Below are 20,285 nucleotides of genomic sequence, written 5' to 3' on the forward strand. Positions count from 1 at the left end.
CCGTAGTATACATTATTCTGCTGCAATTAGCTTGTTCATCATATAGCTCGCTTTGCTGTCGAAAAACTGGATGCATGGCCCGATCCCCAGAAGAATTACAATGGTACCGATACCAATAGGGCCACCAAGCACAAGAGCCAGCACGAGAGCAAAAGACTCGGTCATGGTTTTAGCTTTGGTAATGCTGTAGCCGAAACGCTTCTGGAGAGCGACCATAAACCCGTCAACAGGATTCAAGGAGAATTTCGGCTGCAGATAAAGCGATACGCCGATGGCAATAATTACAATTCCGAGGATTAAAGTGATCAATTTCATGAAGAATGCTTGAAGCACCAAGGTGTCAAACACCTGCAGCATCCAGAAATCGATGAATTTCCCAAGTACTAATATAGTAATCACCGCAGGCAGGTCCGGCTTCTCTTTTGCAATCAGTGCATTGGTTACAATCAGAAAACCACCAATGACCATAACCCACGTTCCAATTGTAAGTCCGATCTGTTCCGTCAGCCCGACATTTACGGCATCCCACGCTCCAGCTCCCAGATTCGATTTAATCGTTAGTGTGACGCCCATCGCAATGACAATCAACCCTGCAAGATAAAAGAATCCTTTAATGACTAATGTTCTCATGGTCTCCCTCATTTCTTTATTTCAAAGTTGCTTTGAACCGAAAACCTGTACATAAGACACAAAAAAAGAGCGTGAATCCGGCTGTCGGACTCATGCTCTTTATATTTTACTAGCTTAACTGGATACACTCAAGCGTTTCTTCCACATTTATACTATTTTCTACTGATTGAACCATCGAGCAGTTGTTCCGGGAAATTTCCAGGTTTTTCAACAGCTTGTCCTGATTCAAGTGATACCCTTTGACAACGAAGTGCAGGTGGATCTTTTCGATACGGTTCGCCTCATCGGGATTTCTCGTTACTTCCGCAGATACCTGTATATCTTCGTAATTCATCCGCTGTTTATCGAGGATTTTCCTGAACACCCCAAGGCTGCACCCTGCAATCGAAGACACCATCAATTGAAACGGGCGGAAACCATTGGCTTCATCGCCGGAAATGTCCAGCTGTCCATATTCCAAAGAAGTACGGATGCCGTTCTCTCTTAAATGAAACTCCATCAGTTTATTCACTCCTTTCGCTTAACGGCTTTGCGTTCATTATATAATAGATCGTTCTGTAAAAGAAACCACACCGTCTTTCCGCCCGACCTTGCCTGTTTGACACCTTTTCCGATACGATAAGCGTGTAGAACAGGAGGATGACTATGGTTTCTAATCGCACCAGGTTTTGGATTTTAATCGGTCTTGTCACCATATCGGGCTTTTCCCAAGGCATGCTTCTCCCCCTCATCGCGGTCATCCTTGAGCAGAACGGGATTTCGTCTTCTGTGAACGGGATACATGCAACGGGGCTTTACATAGGAATTTTATTATCGTCCCCTTTTATGGAAAAACCACTCCGTCGGTTCGGCTACAAAGCCATCATACTGTTCGGGGGAGCGCTCGTATTCGTTTCACTCGCGCTCTTTCCTTTCTGGCAGGCGCTGTGGTTCTGGTTTATGCTCCGGGTAGCTGTCGGAATCGGTGACCAGATTCTCCACTTCGGTACCCAGACATGGATCACCGCTTCCTCGGACCCGCAGAACCGAGGGCGCAGCATTGCCTATTATGGTTTGTTTTTCAGTGTCGGATTCACCCTTGGTCCATTAATGACCAACCTGTTGGAATTCGGGATTTTCGTTCCGTTTCTCCTGTCTTCCTTCTTAAGTTTCATGGTGTGGCTGCTGCTCCTGCGCGTTCGCAGCGAAAAGCCGCCAACCGAGCAGGCCACTGCTTATGGGACAAGTTCATGGAAACGTTTCGGCCGGAGTATCCGTCTGGCATGGCCGGCCTTTTTGCCGCCTCTTGCCTATGGCTTTCTGGAAGCCACCCTGCATGGGATTTTCCCCGTGTACGGCATGCGGATCGGACACGATGTGAACATGTTATCGTTCATCATCCCTTCCTTTGCTGCGGCCAGTTTATTTTCGCAGATTCCTCTAGGCATATTAAGTGACCATATTGGGAGAAAGAAAGTGATAATAACGGTCGTGACGGGAGGCATTGCCGCCTTTCTGCTCGCTGCAGCTTTTGAAGGATCGATCCCTTGGCTTTTTGCCTCCTTCGCCTTAGGCGGGCTTTTTGTGGGCTCTCTCTTTTCCTTGGGGATTTCCTATATGACCGACCTTCTACCTAAGGAACTCCTTCCCGCGGGAAACATTCTCTGCGGGATGTCTTTCAGTATCGGAAGTATTCTAGGTCCATTCTTATCAGGATTCGTTCTGGACCTGTGGCCGGACCTTTCATTCTTTTATGTCATCGTATCCCTGTTGGTTGTCGTTCTGACAGCGATATTCTTGTACAAACCTCTTCCGTTAGAGAAAAAACAGGCAGCCCCATCCTAAGAGCTGCCTGTTTGTTTATTCTGCGAGTGCTTTATAAAGCACTTCCAGATTTTGTTCCATCAAGGAGAAGTAATCTTCTCCATTCTCTACATCTTCTTCCGTCAACACAGCAAGATTATGGAACTGTAGAGGCTCTGCACCGATTTCATCCTGAATGACTTTTGATACTTTAGGAGTGACATTTTGTTCAAAAATCACGTAGCGGAGCTCCTCTTCCTCTGCCAGTTCAATGATTTCCTCCAAGTCTTTCTGGGAAGGTTCATTCGTCGGACTCAGTCCGGACACTGCAATCTGGTCGATGCCGTAAGCTTCCTCCCAGTAGCCGTAGGCCGCATGAGAAACGATGATTTTGTCTTTCGGCTGTGATTCCACTTGTTTATGAAACTGCTCGTCCAACGCTGTAAGTTTTCCTTTTAAGGCCTCGAAGTTTTCTTCATACAGGTCTTCCTTTTCAGGATTCAACTCAATAAGCTGCTCTTTAATACCTTCAGCGAGTTCAATGGATCGAACCGGGTCGAGCCAGACGTGCGGATCATTCTCCCCATGATCATGTCCTTCGTGGCTGTCTTCATGCTCCGCGTGCTCTTCCTCTGTTTCGCCCTCATGACTGTGTTCATGCCCGGCATGCTCTTCTTCTGTTTCGCTCTCATGACTGTGGTCATGCCCGGCATGCTCTTCTTCTGTTTCTCCCTCATGGTTGTGGTCATGCTCAGCATGTTCTTCCGCTGTCTCACCTTCATGGCTGTCTTCCGCTCCATGATCATGAACACGCTCTTGCAGGTCCATATCGCCGGCCGCTTCCAACACGGTTGTCCCCTCAGGTTTCAAAGCTTCAGAGATTTTCTGGGCGTACCCTTCAAGGCCTGCTCCGTTGTAAACGAACAAATCGGCCCCGGCCATATCCACCATTTCTTTTGTTGTAGGTTCGTACGTGTGCGCGTCAGACCCTGGCGGAAGGATCGTTTCCACATCTACCGTGTCTCCCCCGATTTCACTGGTGAAAAATTGAAGCGGGTAAACTGTTGTATACACCTTGAGAGTGTCCCCGCTCTCTTCTCCTTCCTTCCCATCCCCTGAAGTTTCTTCACTTCCACAGGCACTGAGAAGAAAAACTGCTGTTAATAAAAACGATAATATACCAAATTTCTTCATATGATTTCGTCCTCTCCAACTTGTTCTGCCCAAATCTTAGCGTAATCATTACGGTTTGTAAACAGTAACCATTACCTTTTAATCAATAAAGGAAAGGATGCCTGTGAAGACACCCTTTCCCATCTGTTTAATGACACCGCGGACATTTGCCATAAATTTCAAACTTATGGTTTTCAATATCATAGCCTTTCAAATTCTCATGCACGTTTTCCATCGGACAAAAGGCGATGGATTTAGTTTTTCCACAGTCTGTGCAGATGAAATGATGATGGTGGCCGTCCGTATCACAGCTGAGGCGGAAATGCTTTTCGCCCCCCAGTTCTGTCGACTCCAGAATATCAACCTCCGTCAGCATATAAAGGTTCCGATAGATCGTATCATAACTGACGCTCGGGAAATATCCCTGAAATTCCTTAAGAATTTCCTTAGCCGCAATATACTGGTCCTGACCAGAAAAAATCTTCAGCATACGTTCGCGCTGCTTGGTTCGCTTATATCCCTTTTCCTTCAATCTCTGCAATGCTGTTTCCACATTCATGAAGCCTCACCCTTTATCCATTGCTGGTTTCTAACATTTTTATAAATAATAGACATTACCAGAATCAAGATGGCCATGACGACAATCGTTCCACCCGGAGGTACGCTCAGGTGGTAGGAGGAGTACAGCCCGACCATGACAGAGACTTCCCCAAACGCGATGGAAAGCCCGATCGTCTGCTTAAAGCTTGTGGCAATCCGGAGTGCGGAAGCCACAGGCAGCGTCATCAGCGCTGATACGAGCAGAATGCCGACGACCTGCATGGCGGAAGCAATCACAAGCGCCACCATAACAATAAATAATAAATGAATCCAACGGCCGTTCACCCCTGATACCGACGCATGTTCCTCATCAAACGATAGAACGAACAATTCCTTATAAAAGAAAATAACGATAAAAATAACGATCACGGTTACCAATAATACCGTCCACATACTGTCGCGGCTTACCGCTGTAACACTTCCGAACAAGTAACTGAACAAGTCCGTATTAAATCCGTCCGCCAGGGAAATCAAAATGACACCAAGTCCAATCCCTCCGGATAAAATAATAGGGATCGCCAGTTCTTCGTAGTGTTTATATACTTTTCTCAACCGTTCAATCAAAATGGCACCGGCTACAGAAAACGCCATGCCCATATAAACCGGGTTCCAGTCATCGATGGATGATACTCTCTTTTCCAATAGAAGACTGGCCGCAATCCCTGTCAGTGTGATGTGGGACAAGGCGTCAGCAATCAACGATAAGCGTCGTACGACTATGAACACTCCAAGGAGAGGAGCGACAATGCCAATCAAAAGACCTGTAATCGCTGCATTCTGTAAAAACTCAAATTGCATAAAACTTTCAAGCACGCTCTTTTTCCTCCTTAGTGACTGTGATTGTGAGTCAGCTGCTGAACGGCGTATCCATAAAGCTGATTCAAATCCTCTTCACTGAATTCCTTGTATTCCTCCGACTGTCCATGGAAATGGACCGTCTTGTTCATGCACACCACATGGGTGGCATGGTCTGTAATCGTTCCAATATCATGGCTGATCATCAGCAGCGTAATGCCCCGCTCCTTGTTCAATCTGCCGAGCAGGTCATAAAATTCGGTGACATGCTTAGCATCGACTCCGACGGTGGGCTCGTCCAGAATCATCAATGATGGATCACTGACAAGAGCTCTTGCTATGAACACACGCTGCTGCTGACCGCCGGAAAGATCACCAATGCCGGCATGCGCGTATTCTTCCATCTCCACTGTGCGCAGAGCATCCATCGCTTTCTCTTTATGTTTTTTATTGAAAAATTTAAACGTGCCTATCCTCGATACGAGACCGGTCTTTACGACCTCCAGAACTGTTGCGGGGAATCCGGAATTGAAACTGTTCGCCTTTTGGGAGACAAAACCGATTTCCTGCCAGTCTTTATACTGTTTCAGTGGTCTGCCGAACAACTGGATCGTTCCTTTATCAGGCTTCTCGAGTCCGAGCATCAATTTAATGAGCGTCGACTTCCCTGATCCGTTAGGTCCGACCAGTCCAAGGAACTGGCCTGATTTAATCTCAAGATCTACATCCTGAACGACCGTTTCTCTCTCATATTTAAAGGAGACATTGTCCAACTTTACAATGGTTTGTTCACTCATGGTCCATCCCTCTCAAGATAATAATCATTACGATTTAAAATTCTTTCCCTATCATATAGGAGGTTGCCTGAGGAATCAAGAGAGAAGTACCCTATTTTTCTTTATGTAAAGCAAAAGACCAGGACAGGGAACCCTGCACTGGTCTTTGAATATTATAAATACCGGTTGTTTCTTCTTTCCAGATAATCCTGCAGTGCTGAGAAAATCATCGTCAGCGGCCAGTAGATCAATGCTGCTGTAATATACATGGTCATGGAATCCACTGTCCGTCCTGCTGCAATCTGTGCTTTATTCAAAATTTCCGGAACGGAGATCATGGCTGCAAGTGAGGTGGCCTTCAACAAATCAAGAAACACATTTCCTAATGGTGGAATGGCGATCCTCGTCGCCTGCGGCATAATAATCCTGCGTATCGTCTGCCAGTACGTAAATCCAAGAGCACGGGCGGACTCCCACTGCCCGTTGGACACACTGTTTAAGGAAGCCCGGTTGATTTCAGCAATATAAGCAGCACTGTTGGTTCCGAATCCGATAATGGCAGCCGTCGTTGCCGGCAGTTTCAATCCTACAACCGGCAGTCCGAAATAAAGGACAAATAAATAAACGAGGATAGGCGTTCCTCTCATGAAGGAAATATAAAACCTCGCCGGCCATCGGAGCCAGATACGACTGGACCCACGTGCCAATGCCAGGAAAAAACCAAGAATGAGACCGATGGCCATTCCAATGACTGCTACTAATAAAGTAAGAGGCACACCTTCCAGGATAAAAGGAAGGTTGGACCAGGCCCGCTCTGCATTAAAGAGTTTCTCGACTTGTATTTCGTTTACTTCAATGCCAAACATTTCCTAACCCTTATAAATCCAGGCCTTCGATTTCGCGGATATCCTCTTCCGGTTCCTTCGAAGCATCCTGGCCGCCGAAGAACTCTTCGGACAATTCTGTTAATGTTCCATCTTCCTTCATTTCAGCCAGTACGGCATCCATTTCCTCTTTCATTGTTTCTGCTTCTTTCGGCATCACAATAGCTGAGTTCGTCGGATGGAATTTCAAATCTGGATGAAGCTGAACTTCAATATCTGTTAAAGCCTGCAGGGCCAGGGACTGTAAATAGTAGTCATTGATAATGAAGTCTGTGTTTCCATTCTCCACATCACGAAGGTAGACATCATTGGTGACATTTCCGTATGTTTTCGTATCCGCACCGAAATGTTCCGCAATCTGGGAGAATACCGTTGTCGCTCCACCACCATGGGTCTTGCCTTCAAGGTCCTCCAGTTTTTCAATGCCGGACAAATCAGACTCCCGCACAATCATCGTGGAATAGGAGTATTTGTAAGGTTCACTGAACGTAAATTGTTTTTGGCGCTCCTTCGTAACTTCCATATCATTAATAACGGCATCAATCCGGCCGCTGTTAATCGCAGAAAGCAGTCCATCGACACCATATTCCTCAAATTTCAATTCAAGACCAAGGCGGTCGGCGACTTCGCGCATGATCTCCACATCATACCCGGTCATTTCATCGGAGCCTTCCGGGTAGTAGGAAGCCGGGAAAAGTGTGCCGGATGTCCCGACGACGATTTCTCCTTCTTCCTGAATTTCACTCCACTTACTGTCAGAAGCTTCTTCGCTTCCATTATTTGAACCACTGTCCCCTGTGTCTTCACTTGATCCACAAGCAGCCACAATCACAGCCAGCAGTAACATGCTCATAAGTATAAAAGCTTTGCGCATCGTTCTTTCCACCCTCCATTTTTATTCGTGTCACCTGTTTAATATAGCAACTTGACACCTGTCAAATCAACTGTGCTGTCCATTTTTATCGGCTGGGAAATTTTTTGTGGACTTTTCCGTCCAGTGTGCTATGATAATACCATACTCAGATTATAATGATTATAAAATAATAAATCTTATAATTAATTGTGAATGACTTTCATTTTCAATTATGTAAAAGGAGCTGAGAATCAAGTGAATGAAACCCGCACGTTTCCTTACCCGAAACATTGGAAGGAACTGAAATTCCCAGGACATATGAAAGAGCACGCCGAACTGATTGCCGCTCTTGTCAGTGGTATGCTTCTGCTTTCTGCCTGGATAGGAGAAAACTACTGGTCTCCCCCTGTGTACATCACTTTGTACCTTTCCGCCTTTATCATTGGTGGATTTGCCAAGGCGAAAGAGGGATTAGAAGAAACGCTGGAAGACCGGTCATTGAATGTAGAGCTGCTGATGATCCTGGCCGCTGTTGGATCGGCCTCCATCGGTTACTGGACTGAAGGTGCCATCCTGATTTTCATTTTTTCTTTAAGCGGAGCTATGGAAACCTATACGATGAATAAGAGCCATAAGGAAATCTCCTCCCTCATGAACCTGCAGCCGGAGCAGGCGCTGCTTGTTACAAATGGACATCAACAATGGGTGCCTGTAGAACGATTAACCGTCGGAGATGTCATTCGTGTGAAGCCAGGGGAACGTGTTCCGGCTGACGGAGTCATTTCTGAAGGAACATCCACTTTGGATGAAAGCACGATCACAGGAGAGTCCATGCCTGCTTCCAAGGGAATGGATCACGAGGTCTTTGCAGGTACGATGAATATCGATGGAAGCCTGCTTGTAGAAGTGACAAAAGAGTCAAAGGAAACCTTATTCCAGAAAATCATTACCATGGTTCAAAACGCACAAAGCGAAAAATCGCCTTCCCAGCTGTTTATCGAACGGTTTGAAAGCACGTATGTCAAAGCTGTGCTTGGAGCAGTAGCTGTCATGATGTTTCTGCCGCACTTCTTATTTGGATGGACCTGGATGGAAACTTTGTACAGGGCGATGATTCTGCTTGTGGTCGCCTCCCCATGCGCACTGGTCGCCTCTATTATGCCCGCCACCCTTTCAGCTATTACCAATGGGGCACGTCAGGGGATACTATTCAAAGGCGGCGTCCACCTTGAACACTTGTCCTCCATCAAAGCTTTCGCCTTTGATAAAACCGGGACCCTCACAAAAGGGCAGCCGGTCGTAACGGATTTCGTCACCACGGACAAAGAGGCCGCTGATGACCTGTTATCTGTGGCAGCATCCATTGAGCAGCAATCCAACCATCCTCTCGCAAAAGCCGTCGTGACCTTTGCCGCCGGGCAGAAAGTTCCTTTTGTAAACGTTGAGGACGTAAAAAATCACAGCGGTAACGGTGTAAGCGGCTGGTACAAAGGTGAGGAATGGGCGATTGGAAAAGCCGATTTCATTGGACGGGACGACTGCTCCAGTTTTGAGGGAGGATTGTTTTCCACATTAGCTGCTGAAGGGAAGACCGTCATCTTCGTAAAACGGAACGGGCTCGTTTCGGCCCTTCTTGCCTTGAAGGATACGGTAAGAGAGGATACGAAACGGGCGGTACAGATACTGAAGGATCAGGGGATTTATACAATTATGCTGACTGGAGATAATGCTGCCACAGCGGAGGCCATTGCTCGAGAAGCAGGACTGGACCAATACATTTCCGAATGTCTTCCTGATCAAAAGCTGGAGGAAATCAAGCGGTTGAAACAGCACTTCCCTCACGTCGCTATGGTCGGAGACGGCATTAATGATGCTCCGGCACTGGCAGAGGCTGATGTAGGAGTTGCTATGGGAGAAGGTACAGATGTCGCCTTAGAGACAGCTGATGTTGTCCTTATGAAAAATGATCTTCCGAAAATCGCGCGTGCCATGGAACTTTCCAAACGCATGAACCGGATTATTAAACAGAACGTCATTTTTTCTATCACCGTCATTATGCTGCTGATCATGAGTAACTTTCTCCAGTGGCTGGATCTTCCGCTTGGCGTCATCGGCCATGAAGGAAGCACGATTCTTGTCATCCTGAACGGACTCCGCCTCTTGAAAAATTAAAAATGTAAACAGCCAGCGCTGTTCCTGGAGGCATTACAGCCGAACGCTCCTCTTCATATCCATGCTCCTTTTCTGACTGGATCATTTACAAAAGATAAGAGCTGCGAGCGTTTTATACGGCCCTGAAACGAAACGATGATAAGACAAATTCAGCAGAATGCCTGTAAAAAAAGCTGTCGGGTGTAACCCCGACAGCTTCTTTTCATCCCCATGTATCTTCTGTCCTGCGGTGGTAGGCCATGGCATTGATCTCACCACCGAGAATAATGACGATCCCGGAAAGATAAAGCCAGATCATCAGGACGATCACCCCTCCAAGACTTCCATACATCGCTGAGAAGTTTCCCAGATTGCTCACATAAAAGGAGAACAACAGCGATACAAGCTGCCAGCTGATGGTAGCAAAAACGGCTCCTCCTACGGTATCCCTGTATTTCAACCGCTTATTCGGGGCCGTTACATAAAGGAAGGAAAGAACGACATAGAAAATGACCGAGGAAATGACCCAGCGCAGTCCATTCCATAAGCCGATAAAGCTTTCGGATAAACCGAAATAAGAAAACAAATGAACTCCGATGGCCTGCCCCGCTACCGGAAGCAGAAAAGCGATCCCGATGACAACGACCATAGCGATGGTCAAGACGATGGCGATCATTCTTGAAACGATAAAGGACCGGCTCTCCTTCACGCTGTGGGCTCTGTTAAAGGCACGCATAATCGCATTGACTCCGTTCGATGCAGCCCAAAGTGTTCCTATCAGCCCAATGGATAACAGGCTTCCGTTTTCATCTGAAAACAGGGAGGTGACGTTTTCCGTAATGATCTCGAACGTATCTGCAGGAGCATACGCACTTACGAATGTGAGAACGCGCTGTTCATCAATATGTAGATACCCTAGAAGCGTGAGCAGGAATATCATAAATGGAAATAATGATAACAGAAAGAAGTAGGCAAGCTGGGCAGCCATGCCGCCTACATCATCCTCCCCGAACCGGGTGAAAAGTTCCCGGAAGAAATTCTTGATGACTTTCATGATATTCCATCACTCCTGAAATCAGGAAGCGTTGTCGGAATTGTCCGCAGCTCTCAACTGGTCGTTGACCTCCTGATTGATTTCCCCTACTTTATTTAGCATACTCTCTGCCTTGTCTAATAATTCAAGAAGATCTTCGACTCCTTTGTTCAACTGCTTGGAAAACGATTCATAGCTTACCCGCAGAGAGTGAACAGCTTCTGACGGACTTGCAGCAATCTGACGGCACTTGGATCCGGCGGCTTTCGATTTCCGGCCAACCATTGTGCGTGTATCTTTATCAATCAAGGCAGCTGCAGCACCTGCCGCAGCACCGATCAGAATTCCCTTCCATAATGTCTGTCCCATGTTTCTTCCTCCTCAAAGTTTATATTCTTTTTTTATCGAGGCCAGCAGTTCGGCACATCCCTGCTGGACAAGGTCATAAACGTAATCGAAATTCCCTGTGTAGTACGGGTCGGGCACTTCATCCACATCCAACTGCGGAAGATAGTCCATCAGCTTGGTCACAGTGACTCCATCTTTCTGCCGGATGCTGTGAAGATCCTGAAGATTTTTCTGGTCCATGGCAACAAGGTAGTCGAACTCATCCCAGTCCGTTTCCCTGACCTGACGAGCGGTCATGCCTTCATAGGAGACATTATTCCTATCTAAAATGTCCTGTGTTCCCTCATGAGGCTGTGACCCCGTATGCCAATGACCGGTCCCTGCGGAATCTACAGATATCCGATCGCTGAGGTTTTCTTTTTCCACCAGGTTCCTGAAGACCGCTTCAGCCATCGGCGACCTGCAGATGTTGCCGAGACAAACAAATAAAACTCGTATCATGTTGGTTCCTCCATCATAGTATTTCTAACTGTACTAATTCTATAAGGTGACACATAATCCTGCCTGGTGCAACTATTCTTCCATTTCATTCCCTTTACGTCTCTCCCTGAACCGCTTTTCGACACCATTTTATAAAAAGAGGTTGACAGACGCTCTGAATTTTCGGAATATTTTATACATGGAATGTTTTTATCTTTTTTTATCTTTAAGGGGGATGACAATGGGAGAACAGAGTGCACTTCATAGTTTTTTAAGTGAACTGAGTGGTCTGGTCTGGGGCCCCGTCCTGCTGATTCTGCTGGTAGGTACAGGGGTTTATTTGACTTTACGACTCGGTTTTCTCCAGTTTAAAACACTGCCTTATGCACTGAGGCTCGCTTTTAAACCGGACAAAAAGAAAAAGCCGGGTGAAAAAGGGGATATTTCCCACTATCAGGCTTTGACGACCGCGCTTGCGGCAACCATCGGTACCGGGAACATCGCCGGGGTGGCGACAGCAGTCGTGCTTGGCGGACCGGGAGCCGTTTTCTGGATGTGGATTACAGCGGTCTTCGGAATGGCGACGAAATACGCGGAAGCCGTCCTTGCCGTTAAATATCGAATTGAAGGAAAAGACGGACAGATGTCCGGCGGCCCCATGTACTATCTGTCCCGCGGCTTAAAAACCAAATGGCTCGGAAAACCGCTCGGCATTTTATTTGCCCTCTTCGGGGCCGTCGCTGCATTTGGAATCGGAAATATGGTGCAGTCCAACTCCGTTTCAGACGTTGTTGAGGGGACCTTCAACATCTCTCCATGGGTGACGGGAATTGTACTGACGCTTCTCGCGGGACTGGTTCTCCTCGGGGGAATCAAGAGTATTGGTCGTGTCACAGCCTTGTTCGTCCCAGTTATGGCCGTTTTTTATGTAATTGGGGCCTTAATTATTCTTGTGCTTAATGCCGATTTGATCCTGCCGGCCTTTGGGACCATCTTCTCGGATGCCTTCACAGCTAACGCCGTGGGCGGCGGTATTCTCGGAAGCGTGATCCGTTACGGGGTTGCCCGGGGCGTATTCTCCAATGAAGCCGGACTTGGATCCGCACCCATTGCAGCCGCTGCAGCAAGAACCGACTATGCCGGACGTCAGGCGCTCGTATCAATGACCCAGGTCTTTATTGACACCATTATCGTTTGTACAATGACTGGGCTGACCATCGTCATGGCCGGTCAGTACCAGGACGGACTTGACGGCGCGGATCTGACCTCTGCATCCTTTGAGCTTTTCCTGGGTGAATTCGGGGCTTATGTTGTTACCATCGGTTTGATTTTCTTTGCTTTCTCCACGATCGTGGGCTGGTCCTATTACGGAGAAAAATGCTTCGGTTATTTAACAAACCAGCGCTTCATCGGTTTGTACAAAATTGTATTTGTAGCGTTTGTTCTCGTGGGATCCGTTTCTCAGCTGAGCACCGTATGGGTCTTCGCTGATGTAATGAACGGATTAATGGCCTTCCCGAACTTGATCGGCCTGCTCCTGTTATCCGGGGTCGTAGCGGCCGAGACGAACAAGTTCCTGAAAGTAGCGAAACAGGAAAAACAGCAGGAGAAAGAACAACGCCAGGTCGGATAATGCCGTCTGCGTACAGTCACCCTTTCTCAACAACTTGAAGCCCGAAGCAGATCCTGCTTCGGGCTGTTTTATGTCAGCGGCCGTATGCACGCCTCGTCTTCATTTTTGGCTGAATTCACATGTGTACTGACTTCATACATCGATAAATCATCCATCGTAAGCTGATCCAGGTATTCTTTCGCCTGATGTGCCTCCCACTGCACAGGTGTAATCCACCCGTCCTGCTGGTCCTGTGGAAGAATGACCGGCATGCGGTCGTGCACAGGAGCCACGTCCTCATTTGCTTCCTGAGTCAGTATGGTACACGTATAGAGGGGGTCACCGGCGCCTTTCCATTGATCCCATAAGCCGGCAAAAGCAAACAGTGTCCTGTCTTCTGGTTGAATCCGAAGCGGCTGCTTCCCACTCCCGGTTTTTTTCCATTCATAAAAGCTGTCCGCTATAATCAAGCATCGTTTCCTGCTCATCAGCTTCCGGTAACTCGGCTTCTCATGAGCGGTTTCACTTCTGGCATTGATCATCTTATAGCCGATTTTCGGGTCTTTCGACCAGGATGGAACAAGCCCCCACTTCATGAAACCGGCCCGCTTTTCTCTGCCGTCATGAATCACAGCCAGTACCTGCTGTCCTGGGGCGATATTGTATCTTGGCTCATAACCATGAATCGGTTGGGAAATGCCGAACTCTCTAAGGACCTCCGCTTCTTCAGCTAAAAGTGTATACCTTCCACACATCGGGCATCCTCCTTTTTTCCAGTATAAAGGTTTCCCGATCCTTCAATACCCAGCCTGTTCGTGCTGCATCATGGAAAACTATTGAATTAAAATCCGAATTTATTGTCGATTTTCCGTTGGTACTTCTGAAAAGCGGAGGATTCACTCCATTTTCGCTTTTCCATGAGAATGTCGAACCGGATCTGCTTTTCAGTGATCTTCTTTTTGTAGTGCGCCGATAACTGAGGGTCTTTGATTTCCGCGAGAATATCCTCAAGCTCACTGATTTCCTTTTTGAGCACCATTTCCTCCGGCAGCATGTTGGCATTTTTCAAGATCCGATAGCTGTTCCTTACTTCCTCCGGGAGGTGTGCGAATTCGTCTTTGGGAAGGGGTTTCCCGTGACCGGGCAGATGATCGAAATCCCCATCTTTCAAGGCCTGCTTGATTTTCTCTTCAACAAGATGTGCATAATCCACCGTCAACGCCCCTGTTCCACTGATTTTTCCGCATACAGCCGCATCGCATTCATCTCCTGGTCTTCTACCGGCTCGTATGCATAGGTGATCTTCCTCGATTCCTTCGGCTGGGCGATCTGGGCATAGACTTCACCAGAAAGAGAAAGACCAGCCTCTGCCGCTTCTTCCACAGATTGAGAATAGACGACCGTCTGAATACCGGAAAAATAAATGGCCGTCAGACACATCGAACAAGGTTCACCACTGGCATAAAGGACACAATCACTTAAATCGACCGAACCTCTTTGCTGCTGGGCCCGTCTTATCGCCAGCATTTCAGCATGGCCGCTCACATCAGGATGTTTGTGCAGTTCATTGACCCCTTCGGCTATTACCTCCCCGGCAGAAACCAGAACAGCTCCAAAGGGATGACCGCCCGCTTCTACATTTTCACAGGCGAGTTCCAGTGCACGTTTAGATAATGAATTCATAGCGTTCCTCCTAAAGACGTTTTTTCAAAGACTCTTTCAACCCTTCTGCAAGAGGTTCAAGATGGATGACCTTTTCTAGAAGCTCTTTATTATCCCTGTCGTGGTAGCGAAGCTGATTCACATCATCCACCGTCACCCCGGCAGGATGAGCTTCAACAAGGCTGAGGTAATCCCCGGCCTGCACGGTTCCTTCTTTTAACACCCTCAAGTAAAAGCCGGTAAACCCTTCTTTCATGACCTGGGCGGGGAAATCATCAATTCCATGGGTACGGGCGATGATATAACAAGGTTTGCGCGGCTCAGAAATTTGAAGAATAGCTTCCCCCATCTGGAAGATGTCTCCAATATGAACCTCTTCCTCCGACACGCCTTCCACGGTTATATTTTCACCAAAAGAAGGGAAAGCAAACGACTGACCAGAGTGCTCTTCCCAATGTCTGTAATGCTGGGCGGGATAAAGACAGACCGCCTTATCTCTCCCTCCATGGTTCTTTTTATCAGCCTGCTCGTCCCCTTCAAAGTTCCAATACGATAAAAAAGCTGGTGTGGAAACCGGCTTTTTGCGATACGCACTCTCTAATTCACCTTTATTCGTCTCATACGTTTCCGGCCGGCCGACATTTAAAGTTAAGAGCTTATACTTCATAAAACTCCCCTTCCCTGTACTTTTGGATCCACGCCGGCAGGTAATCGTACTGCCACGCATCCATCGGGTAATCAACAAACACATCCTCACCGTTTTCATAGAGCGCCTGAATCAGTTCATTCATACTGGTGAAATAAAAGGAATACAAAAACTCATAACTAAACGGCTCCTTCGGCATGGCATGATCAGCGCACACCTGGGGGTCGCTGTAATTCAAGTACGTACGGCACGGAATCGGACGTACTTCATAAGCCATACAAAGCTGGGTTTCCGGATCAAGCATCGGACAAGGCAGATTCAAACGCTTGTAGGCCAGTTTCGTATCCGGGTCTTCATAATCCATAGCGAGGGCTTCCTGAAGCTTTTTCTCCTGGGCAGGGAAGTAACTCTCCCAATGGTCAAATATCCTTTGTCTGCGCTCAGCAGAAAACTGCTCGATGGACCGGAAAAGCAGCTTCGCTTCCAATTTCGTCAGGACAATTGGAAAATAACAGCAGAACGCACACCCCATAAAACAATTCGGTTTCATCGAAGCGAAATCCTCCATACGCTCAATTTCATGGTCCACTTCAGATAAAAGCCGTTCAAATCCTTCGAGAATCACAGCCTCTGTCTCTTTTTCACTATCAAGCAGATCATCTACAATCTGGTCAAAAAATCCCGGGTCCACTTCGTACGATTGGTTGATACGCTCTGACTTTTTAATAATATCTTCATGTTTCAAAAATCTCATTTTCAAACTCCTCTATCTATCCATAGTCTTATTATACATGTCACAGAGACTTTCCTACTATAAGCAGAGTCCACGAATTTCCTGTTGTTTAACCCCCATAAAACTCCTATGATATGAGAAGACATATAAGAGAATCTGTCATCTTTGGAGGTACGTCTAAATGTTATCAAATGCTGAAATCGGTATCGACCTCGGTACTGCAAACATACTTATCTATTCCAAGTCTAAAGGAATTCTGCTGAACGAGCCATCTGTCGTTGCTTACAATACTGAAACCAAGAACGTTGTTGCTGTCGGAAAAGAAGCGAAAGAAATGGTAGGAAAGACCCCTCGGAACATCATTCCTGTCCGCCCGCTTCGCGACGGTGTTATTGCCGACTATGACATGACGGCACAAATGTTGAAAGAGCTGTTGAAAAAAGTTTCCAAAAAATCAGGAATATCTATGCGCAAACCAACAGTCGTTATCTGTACGCCATCCGGATCCACGTCTGTGGAACGCCGTGCCATTCACAATGCTGTCAAAAGCTACGGCGCCAAGCATGTACACCTGATCGAAGAGCCGATTGCTGCAGCGATCGGCGCGGATCTGCCCGTAGATGAACCGATTGCAAACGTTGTCGTCGACATCGGCGGTGGAACGAGTGAGGTTGCGATTATTTCCTTCGGCGGCGTCGTTTCCTGCAAATCCATCCGTACAGGTGGAGATGTGATGGATGAGGAAATCATCCAATACGTACGCAAAGCCTACAATGTCCTGATCGGTGAACGGACCGCAGAACAGATTAAAATGGAAATCGGCTATGCCTTGATCGATCATCCGGAAGAAACGATGGAAGTCCGCGGCCGCGACATGGTCACAGGGCTGCCGAAAACCATCGAATTGAAATCAACGGAAATCCAGCAGGCTCTGAAAGAATCGCTCGATCAGCTTCTGGAAACCATCCGCGCCACCCTCGAAGAATGTCCGCCGGAATTGAGCGGCGACATTGTCGATCACGGTGTCATCCTTACAGGAGGCGGATCGCTCCTGAACGGCATGCAGGAATGGCTGTCCAACGAAATTTCCGTTCCCGTACACATGGCCCCAAGCCCGCTCGAATCCGTAGCCATCGGAACCGGCCGCTCCCTCAAAATGATCCAGAAACTACAAAAAGCCAGTAAGTAATTCAGAAATGCGGAAGTGCCCTGGTAGTCCCGACAAGCATAAGACAAGCAGCGCAGTGGAGTGATCTTCCTCCACGGAGGTGATTGTCTTATGACCTCGAGGGACTGGGCACTGCAGCTGGACATCGCAGAAATGCGGAGCCACCCCGATAGACTCGACATGCATAAGACAAGCCCTGCAGTGAAGTGATCTTTCTTCACGTAAGGGATTGACTTATGTCACGAGAGTCTGGGTGGCAAGGCTGGACATCGCAGAAATGCGGAAGTGCCCTGGTAGTCCCGACAAGCATAAGACAAGCAGCGCAGTGGAGTGATCTTCCTCCACGGAGGTGATTGACTTATGACCTCGAGGGACTGGGCACTGCAACTGGACATCGCAGAAATGCGGAGCCATCCCATTCAAAACCCTATATCCCGAGAGCGGGAACCTGCCAAGCCTTCCGATCAAACCCCGGGAGGCTTGGTTTTTATCCGCGTAATTAAAGGACTCTCCCCCGTTCATGTCGAAATAAGGCAGTAAGGAATATCCGTTACTTTTCACTTTCCATGAATTGAAAGGTTTTAAAATTTCCTATAAGGTTAAAAAAGTGGATAGAACATGTGAAAAGGAGACTAACGAATGAAACTATCAACAATATTAAAATGGGTGACCGGAGGATGTGAGGCACTTCTTGCTATTCCATTCATCGGGGGATTATTTGTAGTCGGAAGCGGATGGAACGCCCTTCTCTTTATGTTTGTGGCGCACTTGATTACTCTGATCTTTGCCGTACGGGACAATCGGACTTATGCAGGCAGTGTACTCGGGTTAATCACAAGTGCCCTTGCGTGGATTCCTGTTCTCGGCTGGATCCTGCACTCCGTTACCGCCATTTTCCTATTAATAGACGCCGGACGAGCGACCAGTTTAGATAAAAAAGCATAACTAAAGGGGGCATTCAATGTTTACTATTATTTGTTTTTTCAGAGTCGAACAGCGAAATATAGACAAGTTTTTGAAAATCACCAAAAAGTCTGGAGAAATCCTTGAAAATCACGGGACCCTTGAGCACAACATTTATTTTGCCCGCGAGTTAACAGGACGACAAGGTTCCATGGGGCTGCTGAACCTGGTGGAAATGGAAGAGAATGAGGAACTATTCCTCGGCCAATCGGTTTTTGAAAGTGAAGAGCACTATCATAATGTTATGAAAGAAGTCGGTTTTGATGATATGATCCACTATCTGGATGGGAACATCAAGGATATTGTAGAAATGAACCGTGTCGTTACATCAAGCTTTACAACAGAACGCGTTGCAGAAACCAATTAATCACGGAGGTGCAGATCGATGAGAATCGTTGTATTAGGTGCAGGTGCTCTCGGCGCCTATTTTGGGGCGCGCTGGGAGGAAGCTGGTCATGAAGTGATCAACCTCGTCCGGGAAGGCCGTGCAGAACAGCTGGAGAAGAATGGTTTGCAAATACATAGCGAAATGGGCAGCTATGAGTCGGACACTCCCATCATCGCCAGAAGTCCAGAGGAAATCCACGAGCCTGATTTGGTGTTTCTTGCGGTTAAAGGATATCACCTCCACGGGACGATGGACTGGCTGAAGGCCCTTGTCCAAAAAGGAGCCAAAGTATTTCCAGTCCTCAATGGTATGGAACACATCAGCATCCTCCAGAAAGAGCTGGGGGAAGAAGCAGTCCTCGGCGGGCTTTCTTATATCATAGCCACCCTGGATGATGCCGGGCATGTCGTCCATACAAGTGAATTCCATGATTTAGTATTCGGTCCTCTTCATCCATCCCAGCAGGCCGTCTGTGAAGAGCTGGCTCTTGCCTGCAATCAGGCAAATATGACCGGGACATTAAGTCCGAACATCCTTGAGGATATGTGGAAAAAGTACATGTTCATTACAGCTTTTTCAGGAATTACAACGGCTGTCAATCAACCCATCGGTGTTGTCCGCAGCTTTCCACAAACCCTGCGTATTGCCGAGCGTATGCTTTCAGAGATGAAAGAACTGGCAAATGCCCATAAAATTAACCTGACAGAGGAACACGTTCAAAATGGCTTCGAAAAACTGCGCAGCCTTGGAGAAGATATGACGTCTTCCATGCACCAGGACCGCAGGAAAGGCCTGCCTTTGGAAGTAGAGCACCTGCACGGAGGCGCACTGCGTCTCGGCAGTGAAGTCAATCTGTCCCTCCCCTGCATCGAAACGGTTTTCGGAATGATCAAACCCTATGAAACGTTCCAGCAATAACAAATACCGCAGCGGACACCTGCCAGGTGCCTGCTGCGGTATTTTATTTCGCATAATCTTGGACTTCCGGACGCTTGCCGTACTGAAGCTCCCGGATGGACAACCCAAAATCCATCTGCAGGTGAGGATAATCCTTGAAGTTTTCCCAGTCCCCTCCCCACGTGAATCCAAGATCCTTAGCTATATCTACAACTTCCATCCAATCCGATTCCCCGTTGTCATTTCCGTCATAATTCATATCCCAGACGACACGCCCGTCTTTCGTTTCAATGGCAAAGTCGATGGCAAGACCGTAATTATGATAAGATTCCCCGCCTTCTGCATAGGTTACAATTCTGCCATCTTCGGACCTTCCCTGCTCATAGAGAGCATCCTGCTCCCCGACTGAGCGGTGACCATCTGTAATGACGACAGCAATCCCTTTCTCTTCGGCATGGTTGACAAGTTTCCCTTTATTCTCCTGAACAGCAGGATGAAGGGTGTCAGGAATTGGCACATCCTCTTTCTTCAAAAAGGAAGGCCCCGCTTCATTTTCAATATATGGAATCACATAAAAGAACAATAGACCGATTCCGATGATCCCAATAAGGAACTTCAGAAAGTTTACTAGAATCCGCACACATGTCTCTCCTCTTTCTCTTTAACTAGAGAATACCACAAACCCTTCCCCACCGAAACGAATCACACTCT

The 20,285-nt window shown here is 47.4% G+C and carries 24 protein-coding genes; 7 read left to right on the plus strand and 17 right to left on the minus strand.

The window, feature by feature from the left end; genetic code table 11:
- Positions 1 to 12: 12 nt before the first annotated feature.
- Entirely contained in the window at positions 13 to 630 is a 618-nt protein-coding gene (locus ACXAJH_RS13045) for a YczE/YyaS/YitT family protein (protein ID WP_027956151.1), read from the minus strand.
- A gap of 109 nt (positions 631 to 739) precedes the next feature.
- Entirely contained in the window at positions 740 to 1,129 is a 390-nt protein-coding gene (locus tag ACXAJH_RS13050; RefSeq protein WP_474967596.1) for an OsmC family protein, read from the minus strand.
- 146 nt (positions 1,130 to 1,275) lie between these two features.
- Here ACXAJH_RS13050 and ACXAJH_RS13055 point away from each other — a divergent pair, with 146 nt between their 5' ends.
- Positions 1,276 to 2,454 carry an MFS transporter gene (locus tag ACXAJH_RS13055; RefSeq protein ID WP_474967595.1) on the plus strand — a complete coding sequence of 393 codons (1,179 nt, stop codon included), beginning with the start codon at positions 1,276 to 1,278 and terminating at the stop codon, positions 2,452 to 2,454.
- 15 nt (positions 2,455 to 2,469) lie between these two features.
- Here the strand turns inward: ACXAJH_RS13055 and ACXAJH_RS13060 are convergent, their stop codons facing one another.
- The 6 genes from ACXAJH_RS13060 to ACXAJH_RS13085 form a co-directional block, all read right to left on the minus strand.
- Positions 2,470 to 3,606 carry a metal ABC transporter solute-binding protein, Zn/Mn family gene (locus ACXAJH_RS13060; RefSeq protein ID WP_474994193.1) on the minus strand — a complete coding sequence of 379 codons (1,137 nt, stop codon included), beginning with the start codon at positions 3,604 to 3,606 and terminating at the stop codon, positions 2,470 to 2,472.
- Between the two features lie 127 nt (positions 3,607 to 3,733).
- On the minus strand, positions 3,734 to 4,144 hold the full coding sequence (locus ACXAJH_RS13065; RefSeq protein ID WP_474967593.1) for a Fur family transcriptional regulator: 411 nt from the start codon (positions 4,142 to 4,144) through the stop codon (positions 3,734 to 3,736).
- On the minus strand, positions 4,141 to 4,998 hold the full coding sequence (locus ACXAJH_RS13070; protein ID WP_027956156.1) for a metal ABC transporter permease: 858 nt from the start codon (positions 4,996 to 4,998) through the stop codon (positions 4,141 to 4,143). Before ACXAJH_RS13070 ends, ACXAJH_RS13065 begins: the two co-directional genes overlap by 4 nt.
- Before the next feature lie 14 nt (positions 4,999 to 5,012).
- Positions 5,013 to 5,777, minus strand: a complete 765-nt coding sequence (locus ACXAJH_RS13075; protein ID WP_027956157.1) for a metal ABC transporter ATP-binding protein — start codon at positions 5,775 to 5,777, stop codon at positions 5,013 to 5,015.
- Positions 5,778 to 5,929: 152 nt separating this feature from the next.
- Complete coding sequence (locus ACXAJH_RS13080) at positions 5,930 to 6,622, minus strand: amino acid ABC transporter permease (protein WP_474967592.1); 693 nt, start codon at positions 6,620 to 6,622, stop codon at positions 5,930 to 5,932.
- A 10-nt stretch (positions 6,623 to 6,632) separates the two neighbouring features.
- The gene (locus ACXAJH_RS13085; protein ID WP_474967591.1) at positions 6,633 to 7,514 is read right to left on the minus strand and encodes a transporter substrate-binding domain-containing protein; all 882 of its coding nucleotides are present in this window, start codon (positions 7,512 to 7,514) and stop codon (positions 6,633 to 6,635) included.
- Between the two features lie 297 nt (positions 7,515 to 7,811).
- Here ACXAJH_RS13085 and ACXAJH_RS13090 point away from each other — a divergent pair, with 297 nt between their 5' ends.
- Positions 7,812 to 9,665, plus strand: coding sequence for a heavy metal translocating P-type ATPase (locus tag ACXAJH_RS13090; protein WP_474970353.1), 1,854 nt, complete (start codon positions 7,812 to 7,814; stop codon positions 9,663 to 9,665).
- A gap of 202 nt (positions 9,666 to 9,867) precedes the next feature.
- Here ACXAJH_RS13090 and ACXAJH_RS13095 read toward each other — a convergent pair whose 3' ends face one another.
- Genes ACXAJH_RS13095 through ACXAJH_RS13105 form a run of 3 tightly spaced genes read right to left on the minus strand, consistent with a single transcriptional unit; the run spans position 9,868 to position 11,526 of the window.
- Complete coding sequence (locus ACXAJH_RS13095) at positions 9,868 to 10,698, minus strand: YihY/virulence factor BrkB family protein (protein WP_474967590.1); 831 nt, start codon at positions 10,696 to 10,698, stop codon at positions 9,868 to 9,870.
- 21 nt (positions 10,699 to 10,719) lie between these two features.
- Complete coding sequence (locus ACXAJH_RS13100; RefSeq protein WP_027956162.1) at positions 10,720 to 11,046, minus strand: hypothetical protein; 327 nt, start codon at positions 11,044 to 11,046, stop codon at positions 10,720 to 10,722.
- A 12-nt stretch (positions 11,047 to 11,058) separates the two neighbouring features.
- Positions 11,059 to 11,526, minus strand: coding sequence for a low molecular weight protein-tyrosine-phosphatase (locus tag ACXAJH_RS13105; RefSeq protein WP_474967589.1), 468 nt, complete (start codon positions 11,524 to 11,526; stop codon positions 11,059 to 11,061).
- A gap of 220 nt (positions 11,527 to 11,746) precedes the next feature.
- On the opposite strand from ACXAJH_RS13105, the gene ACXAJH_RS13110 reads away from it, so the two are divergent.
- On the plus strand, positions 11,747 to 13,138 hold the full coding sequence (locus tag ACXAJH_RS13110; RefSeq protein ID WP_474994195.1) for an alanine/glycine:cation symporter family protein: 1,392 nt from the start codon (positions 11,747 to 11,749) through the stop codon (positions 13,136 to 13,138).
- Positions 13,139 to 13,206: 68 nt separating this feature from the next.
- On the opposite strand, the gene ACXAJH_RS13115 is transcribed toward ACXAJH_RS13110, so the two are convergent.
- From ACXAJH_RS13115 to ACXAJH_RS13135, 5 genes are all read right to left on the minus strand, one after another.
- Positions 13,207 to 13,872: an SOS response-associated peptidase gene (locus ACXAJH_RS13115; RefSeq protein WP_474991227.1), complete on the minus strand. Its 666-nt coding sequence runs from the start codon at positions 13,870 to 13,872 to the stop codon at positions 13,207 to 13,209.
- 86 nt (positions 13,873 to 13,958) lie between these two features.
- Complete coding sequence (locus ACXAJH_RS13120) at positions 13,959 to 14,330, minus strand: DnaJ family domain-containing protein (protein ID WP_474967586.1); 372 nt, start codon at positions 14,328 to 14,330, stop codon at positions 13,959 to 13,961.
- 2 nt (positions 14,331 to 14,332) lie between these two features.
- A complete protein-coding gene (locus tag ACXAJH_RS13125) occupies positions 14,333 to 14,800 on the minus strand; it encodes a nucleoside deaminase (protein ID WP_474994197.1) in 468 nt (155 codons plus the stop codon).
- Positions 14,801 to 14,810: 10 nt separating this feature from the next.
- A complete protein-coding gene (locus ACXAJH_RS13130; RefSeq protein ID WP_474994199.1) occupies positions 14,811 to 15,446 on the minus strand; it encodes an MOSC domain-containing protein in 636 nt (211 codons plus the stop codon).
- Complete coding sequence (locus ACXAJH_RS13135) at positions 15,436 to 16,179, minus strand: YkgJ family cysteine cluster protein (protein WP_474991220.1); 744 nt, start codon at positions 16,177 to 16,179, stop codon at positions 15,436 to 15,438. The genes ACXAJH_RS13130 and ACXAJH_RS13135 overlap by 11 nt, the downstream gene beginning before the upstream one ends.
- Positions 16,180 to 16,339: 160 nt before the next feature.
- Between ACXAJH_RS13135 and mreBH the strand changes: the two genes are divergently transcribed.
- The 4 genes from mreBH to ACXAJH_RS13155 all read left to right on the plus strand — a co-directional run bounded on the left by mreBH (position 16,340) and on the right by ACXAJH_RS13155 (position 19,595).
- Entirely contained in the window at positions 16,340 to 17,347 is a 1,008-nt protein-coding gene (gene mreBH, locus ACXAJH_RS13140) for a rod-share determining protein MreBH (protein WP_027956173.1), read from the plus strand.
- A gap of 618 nt (positions 17,348 to 17,965) precedes the next feature.
- Positions 17,966 to 18,271, plus strand: a complete 306-nt coding sequence (locus ACXAJH_RS13145; protein ID WP_474967582.1) for a hypothetical protein — start codon at positions 17,966 to 17,968, stop codon at positions 18,269 to 18,271.
- 16 nt (positions 18,272 to 18,287) lie between these two features.
- Positions 18,288 to 18,656 carry a DUF1428 family protein gene (locus ACXAJH_RS13150; protein WP_206934166.1) on the plus strand — a complete coding sequence of 123 codons (369 nt, stop codon included), beginning with the start codon at positions 18,288 to 18,290 and terminating at the stop codon, positions 18,654 to 18,656.
- Positions 18,657 to 18,674: 18 nt separating this feature from the next.
- Positions 18,675 to 19,595, plus strand: coding sequence for a ketopantoate reductase family protein (locus ACXAJH_RS13155; RefSeq protein ID WP_474967581.1), 921 nt, complete (start codon positions 18,675 to 18,677; stop codon positions 19,593 to 19,595).
- A 43-nt stretch (positions 19,596 to 19,638) separates the two neighbouring features.
- Here ACXAJH_RS13155 and ACXAJH_RS13160 read toward each other — a convergent pair whose 3' ends face one another.
- Positions 19,639 to 20,214, minus strand: coding sequence for a M15 family metallopeptidase (locus ACXAJH_RS13160; protein ID WP_474967580.1), 576 nt, complete (start codon positions 20,212 to 20,214; stop codon positions 19,639 to 19,641).
- Positions 20,215 to 20,285: the final 71 nt, after the last annotated feature.

It is taken from the genome of Halobacillus sp. ABD4_316, assembly GCF_056161385.1.

Coding starts and splice junctions, on each gene's coding strand:
- ACXAJH_RS13050 (WP_474967596.1), bottom strand. CDS start 1,129: ATGGAGTTTCATTTAAGAGAGAACGGCATCCGTACTTCTTTGGAATAT.
- ACXAJH_RS13045 (WP_027956151.1), bottom strand. CDS start 630: ATGAGAACATTAGTCATTAAAGGATTCTTTTATCTTGCAGGGTTGATT.
- ACXAJH_RS13150 (WP_206934166.1), top strand. CDS start 18,288: ATGTTTACTATTATTTGTTTTTTCAGAGTCGAACAGCGAAATATAGAC.
- ACXAJH_RS13055 (WP_474967595.1), top strand. CDS start 1,276: ATGGTTTCTAATCGCACCAGGTTTTGGATTTTAATCGGTCTTGTCACC.
- ACXAJH_RS13100 (WP_027956162.1), bottom strand. CDS start 11,046: ATGGGACAGACATTATGGAAGGGAATTCTGATCGGTGCTGCGGCAGGT.
- ACXAJH_RS13105 (WP_474967589.1), bottom strand. CDS start 11,526: ATGATACGAGTTTTATTTGTTTGTCTCGGCAACATCTGCAGGTCGCCG.
- ACXAJH_RS13155 (WP_474967581.1), top strand. CDS start 18,675: ATGAGAATCGTTGTATTAGGTGCAGGTGCTCTCGGCGCCTATTTTGGG.
- ACXAJH_RS13135 (WP_474991220.1), bottom strand. CDS start 16,179: ATGAGATTTTTGAAACATGAAGATATTATTAAAAAGTCAGAGCGTATC.
- ACXAJH_RS13115 (WP_474991227.1), bottom strand. CDS start 13,872: ATGTGTGGAAGGTATACACTTTTAGCTGAAGAAGCGGAGGTCCTTAGA.
- ACXAJH_RS13130 (WP_474994199.1), bottom strand. CDS start 15,446: ATGAAGTATAAGCTCTTAACTTTAAATGTCGGCCGGCCGGAAACGTAT.
- ACXAJH_RS13095 (WP_474967590.1), bottom strand. CDS start 10,698: ATGAAAGTCATCAAGAATTTCTTCCGGGAACTTTTCACCCGGTTCGGG.
- ACXAJH_RS13065 (WP_474967593.1), bottom strand. CDS start 4,144: ATGAATGTGGAAACAGCATTGCAGAGATTGAAGGAAAAGGGATATAAG.
- ACXAJH_RS13110 (WP_474994195.1), top strand. CDS start 11,747: ATGGGAGAACAGAGTGCACTTCATAGTTTTTTAAGTGAACTGAGTGGT.
- ACXAJH_RS13125 (WP_474994197.1), bottom strand. CDS start 14,800: ATGAATTCATTATCTAAACGTGCACTGGAACTCGCCTGTGAAAATGTA.
- ACXAJH_RS13085 (WP_474967591.1), bottom strand. CDS start 7,514: ATGCGCAAAGCTTTTATACTTATGAGCATGTTACTGCTGGCTGTGATT.
- ACXAJH_RS13080 (WP_474967592.1), bottom strand. CDS start 6,622: ATGTTTGGCATTGAAGTAAACGAAATACAAGTCGAGAAACTCTTTAAT.
- ACXAJH_RS13060 (WP_474994193.1), bottom strand. CDS start 3,606: ATGAAGAAATTTGGTATATTATCGTTTTTATTAACAGCAGTTTTTCTT.
- ACXAJH_RS13090 (WP_474970353.1), top strand. CDS start 7,812: ATGAAAGAGCACGCCGAACTGATTGCCGCTCTTGTCAGTGGTATGCTT.
- ACXAJH_RS13145 (WP_474967582.1), top strand. CDS start 17,966: ATGAAACTATCAACAATATTAAAATGGGTGACCGGAGGATGTGAGGCA.
- mreBH (WP_027956173.1), top strand. CDS start 16,340: ATGTTATCAAATGCTGAAATCGGTATCGACCTCGGTACTGCAAACATA.
- ACXAJH_RS13075 (WP_027956157.1), bottom strand. CDS start 5,777: ATGAGTGAACAAACCATTGTAAAGTTGGACAATGTCTCCTTTAAATAT.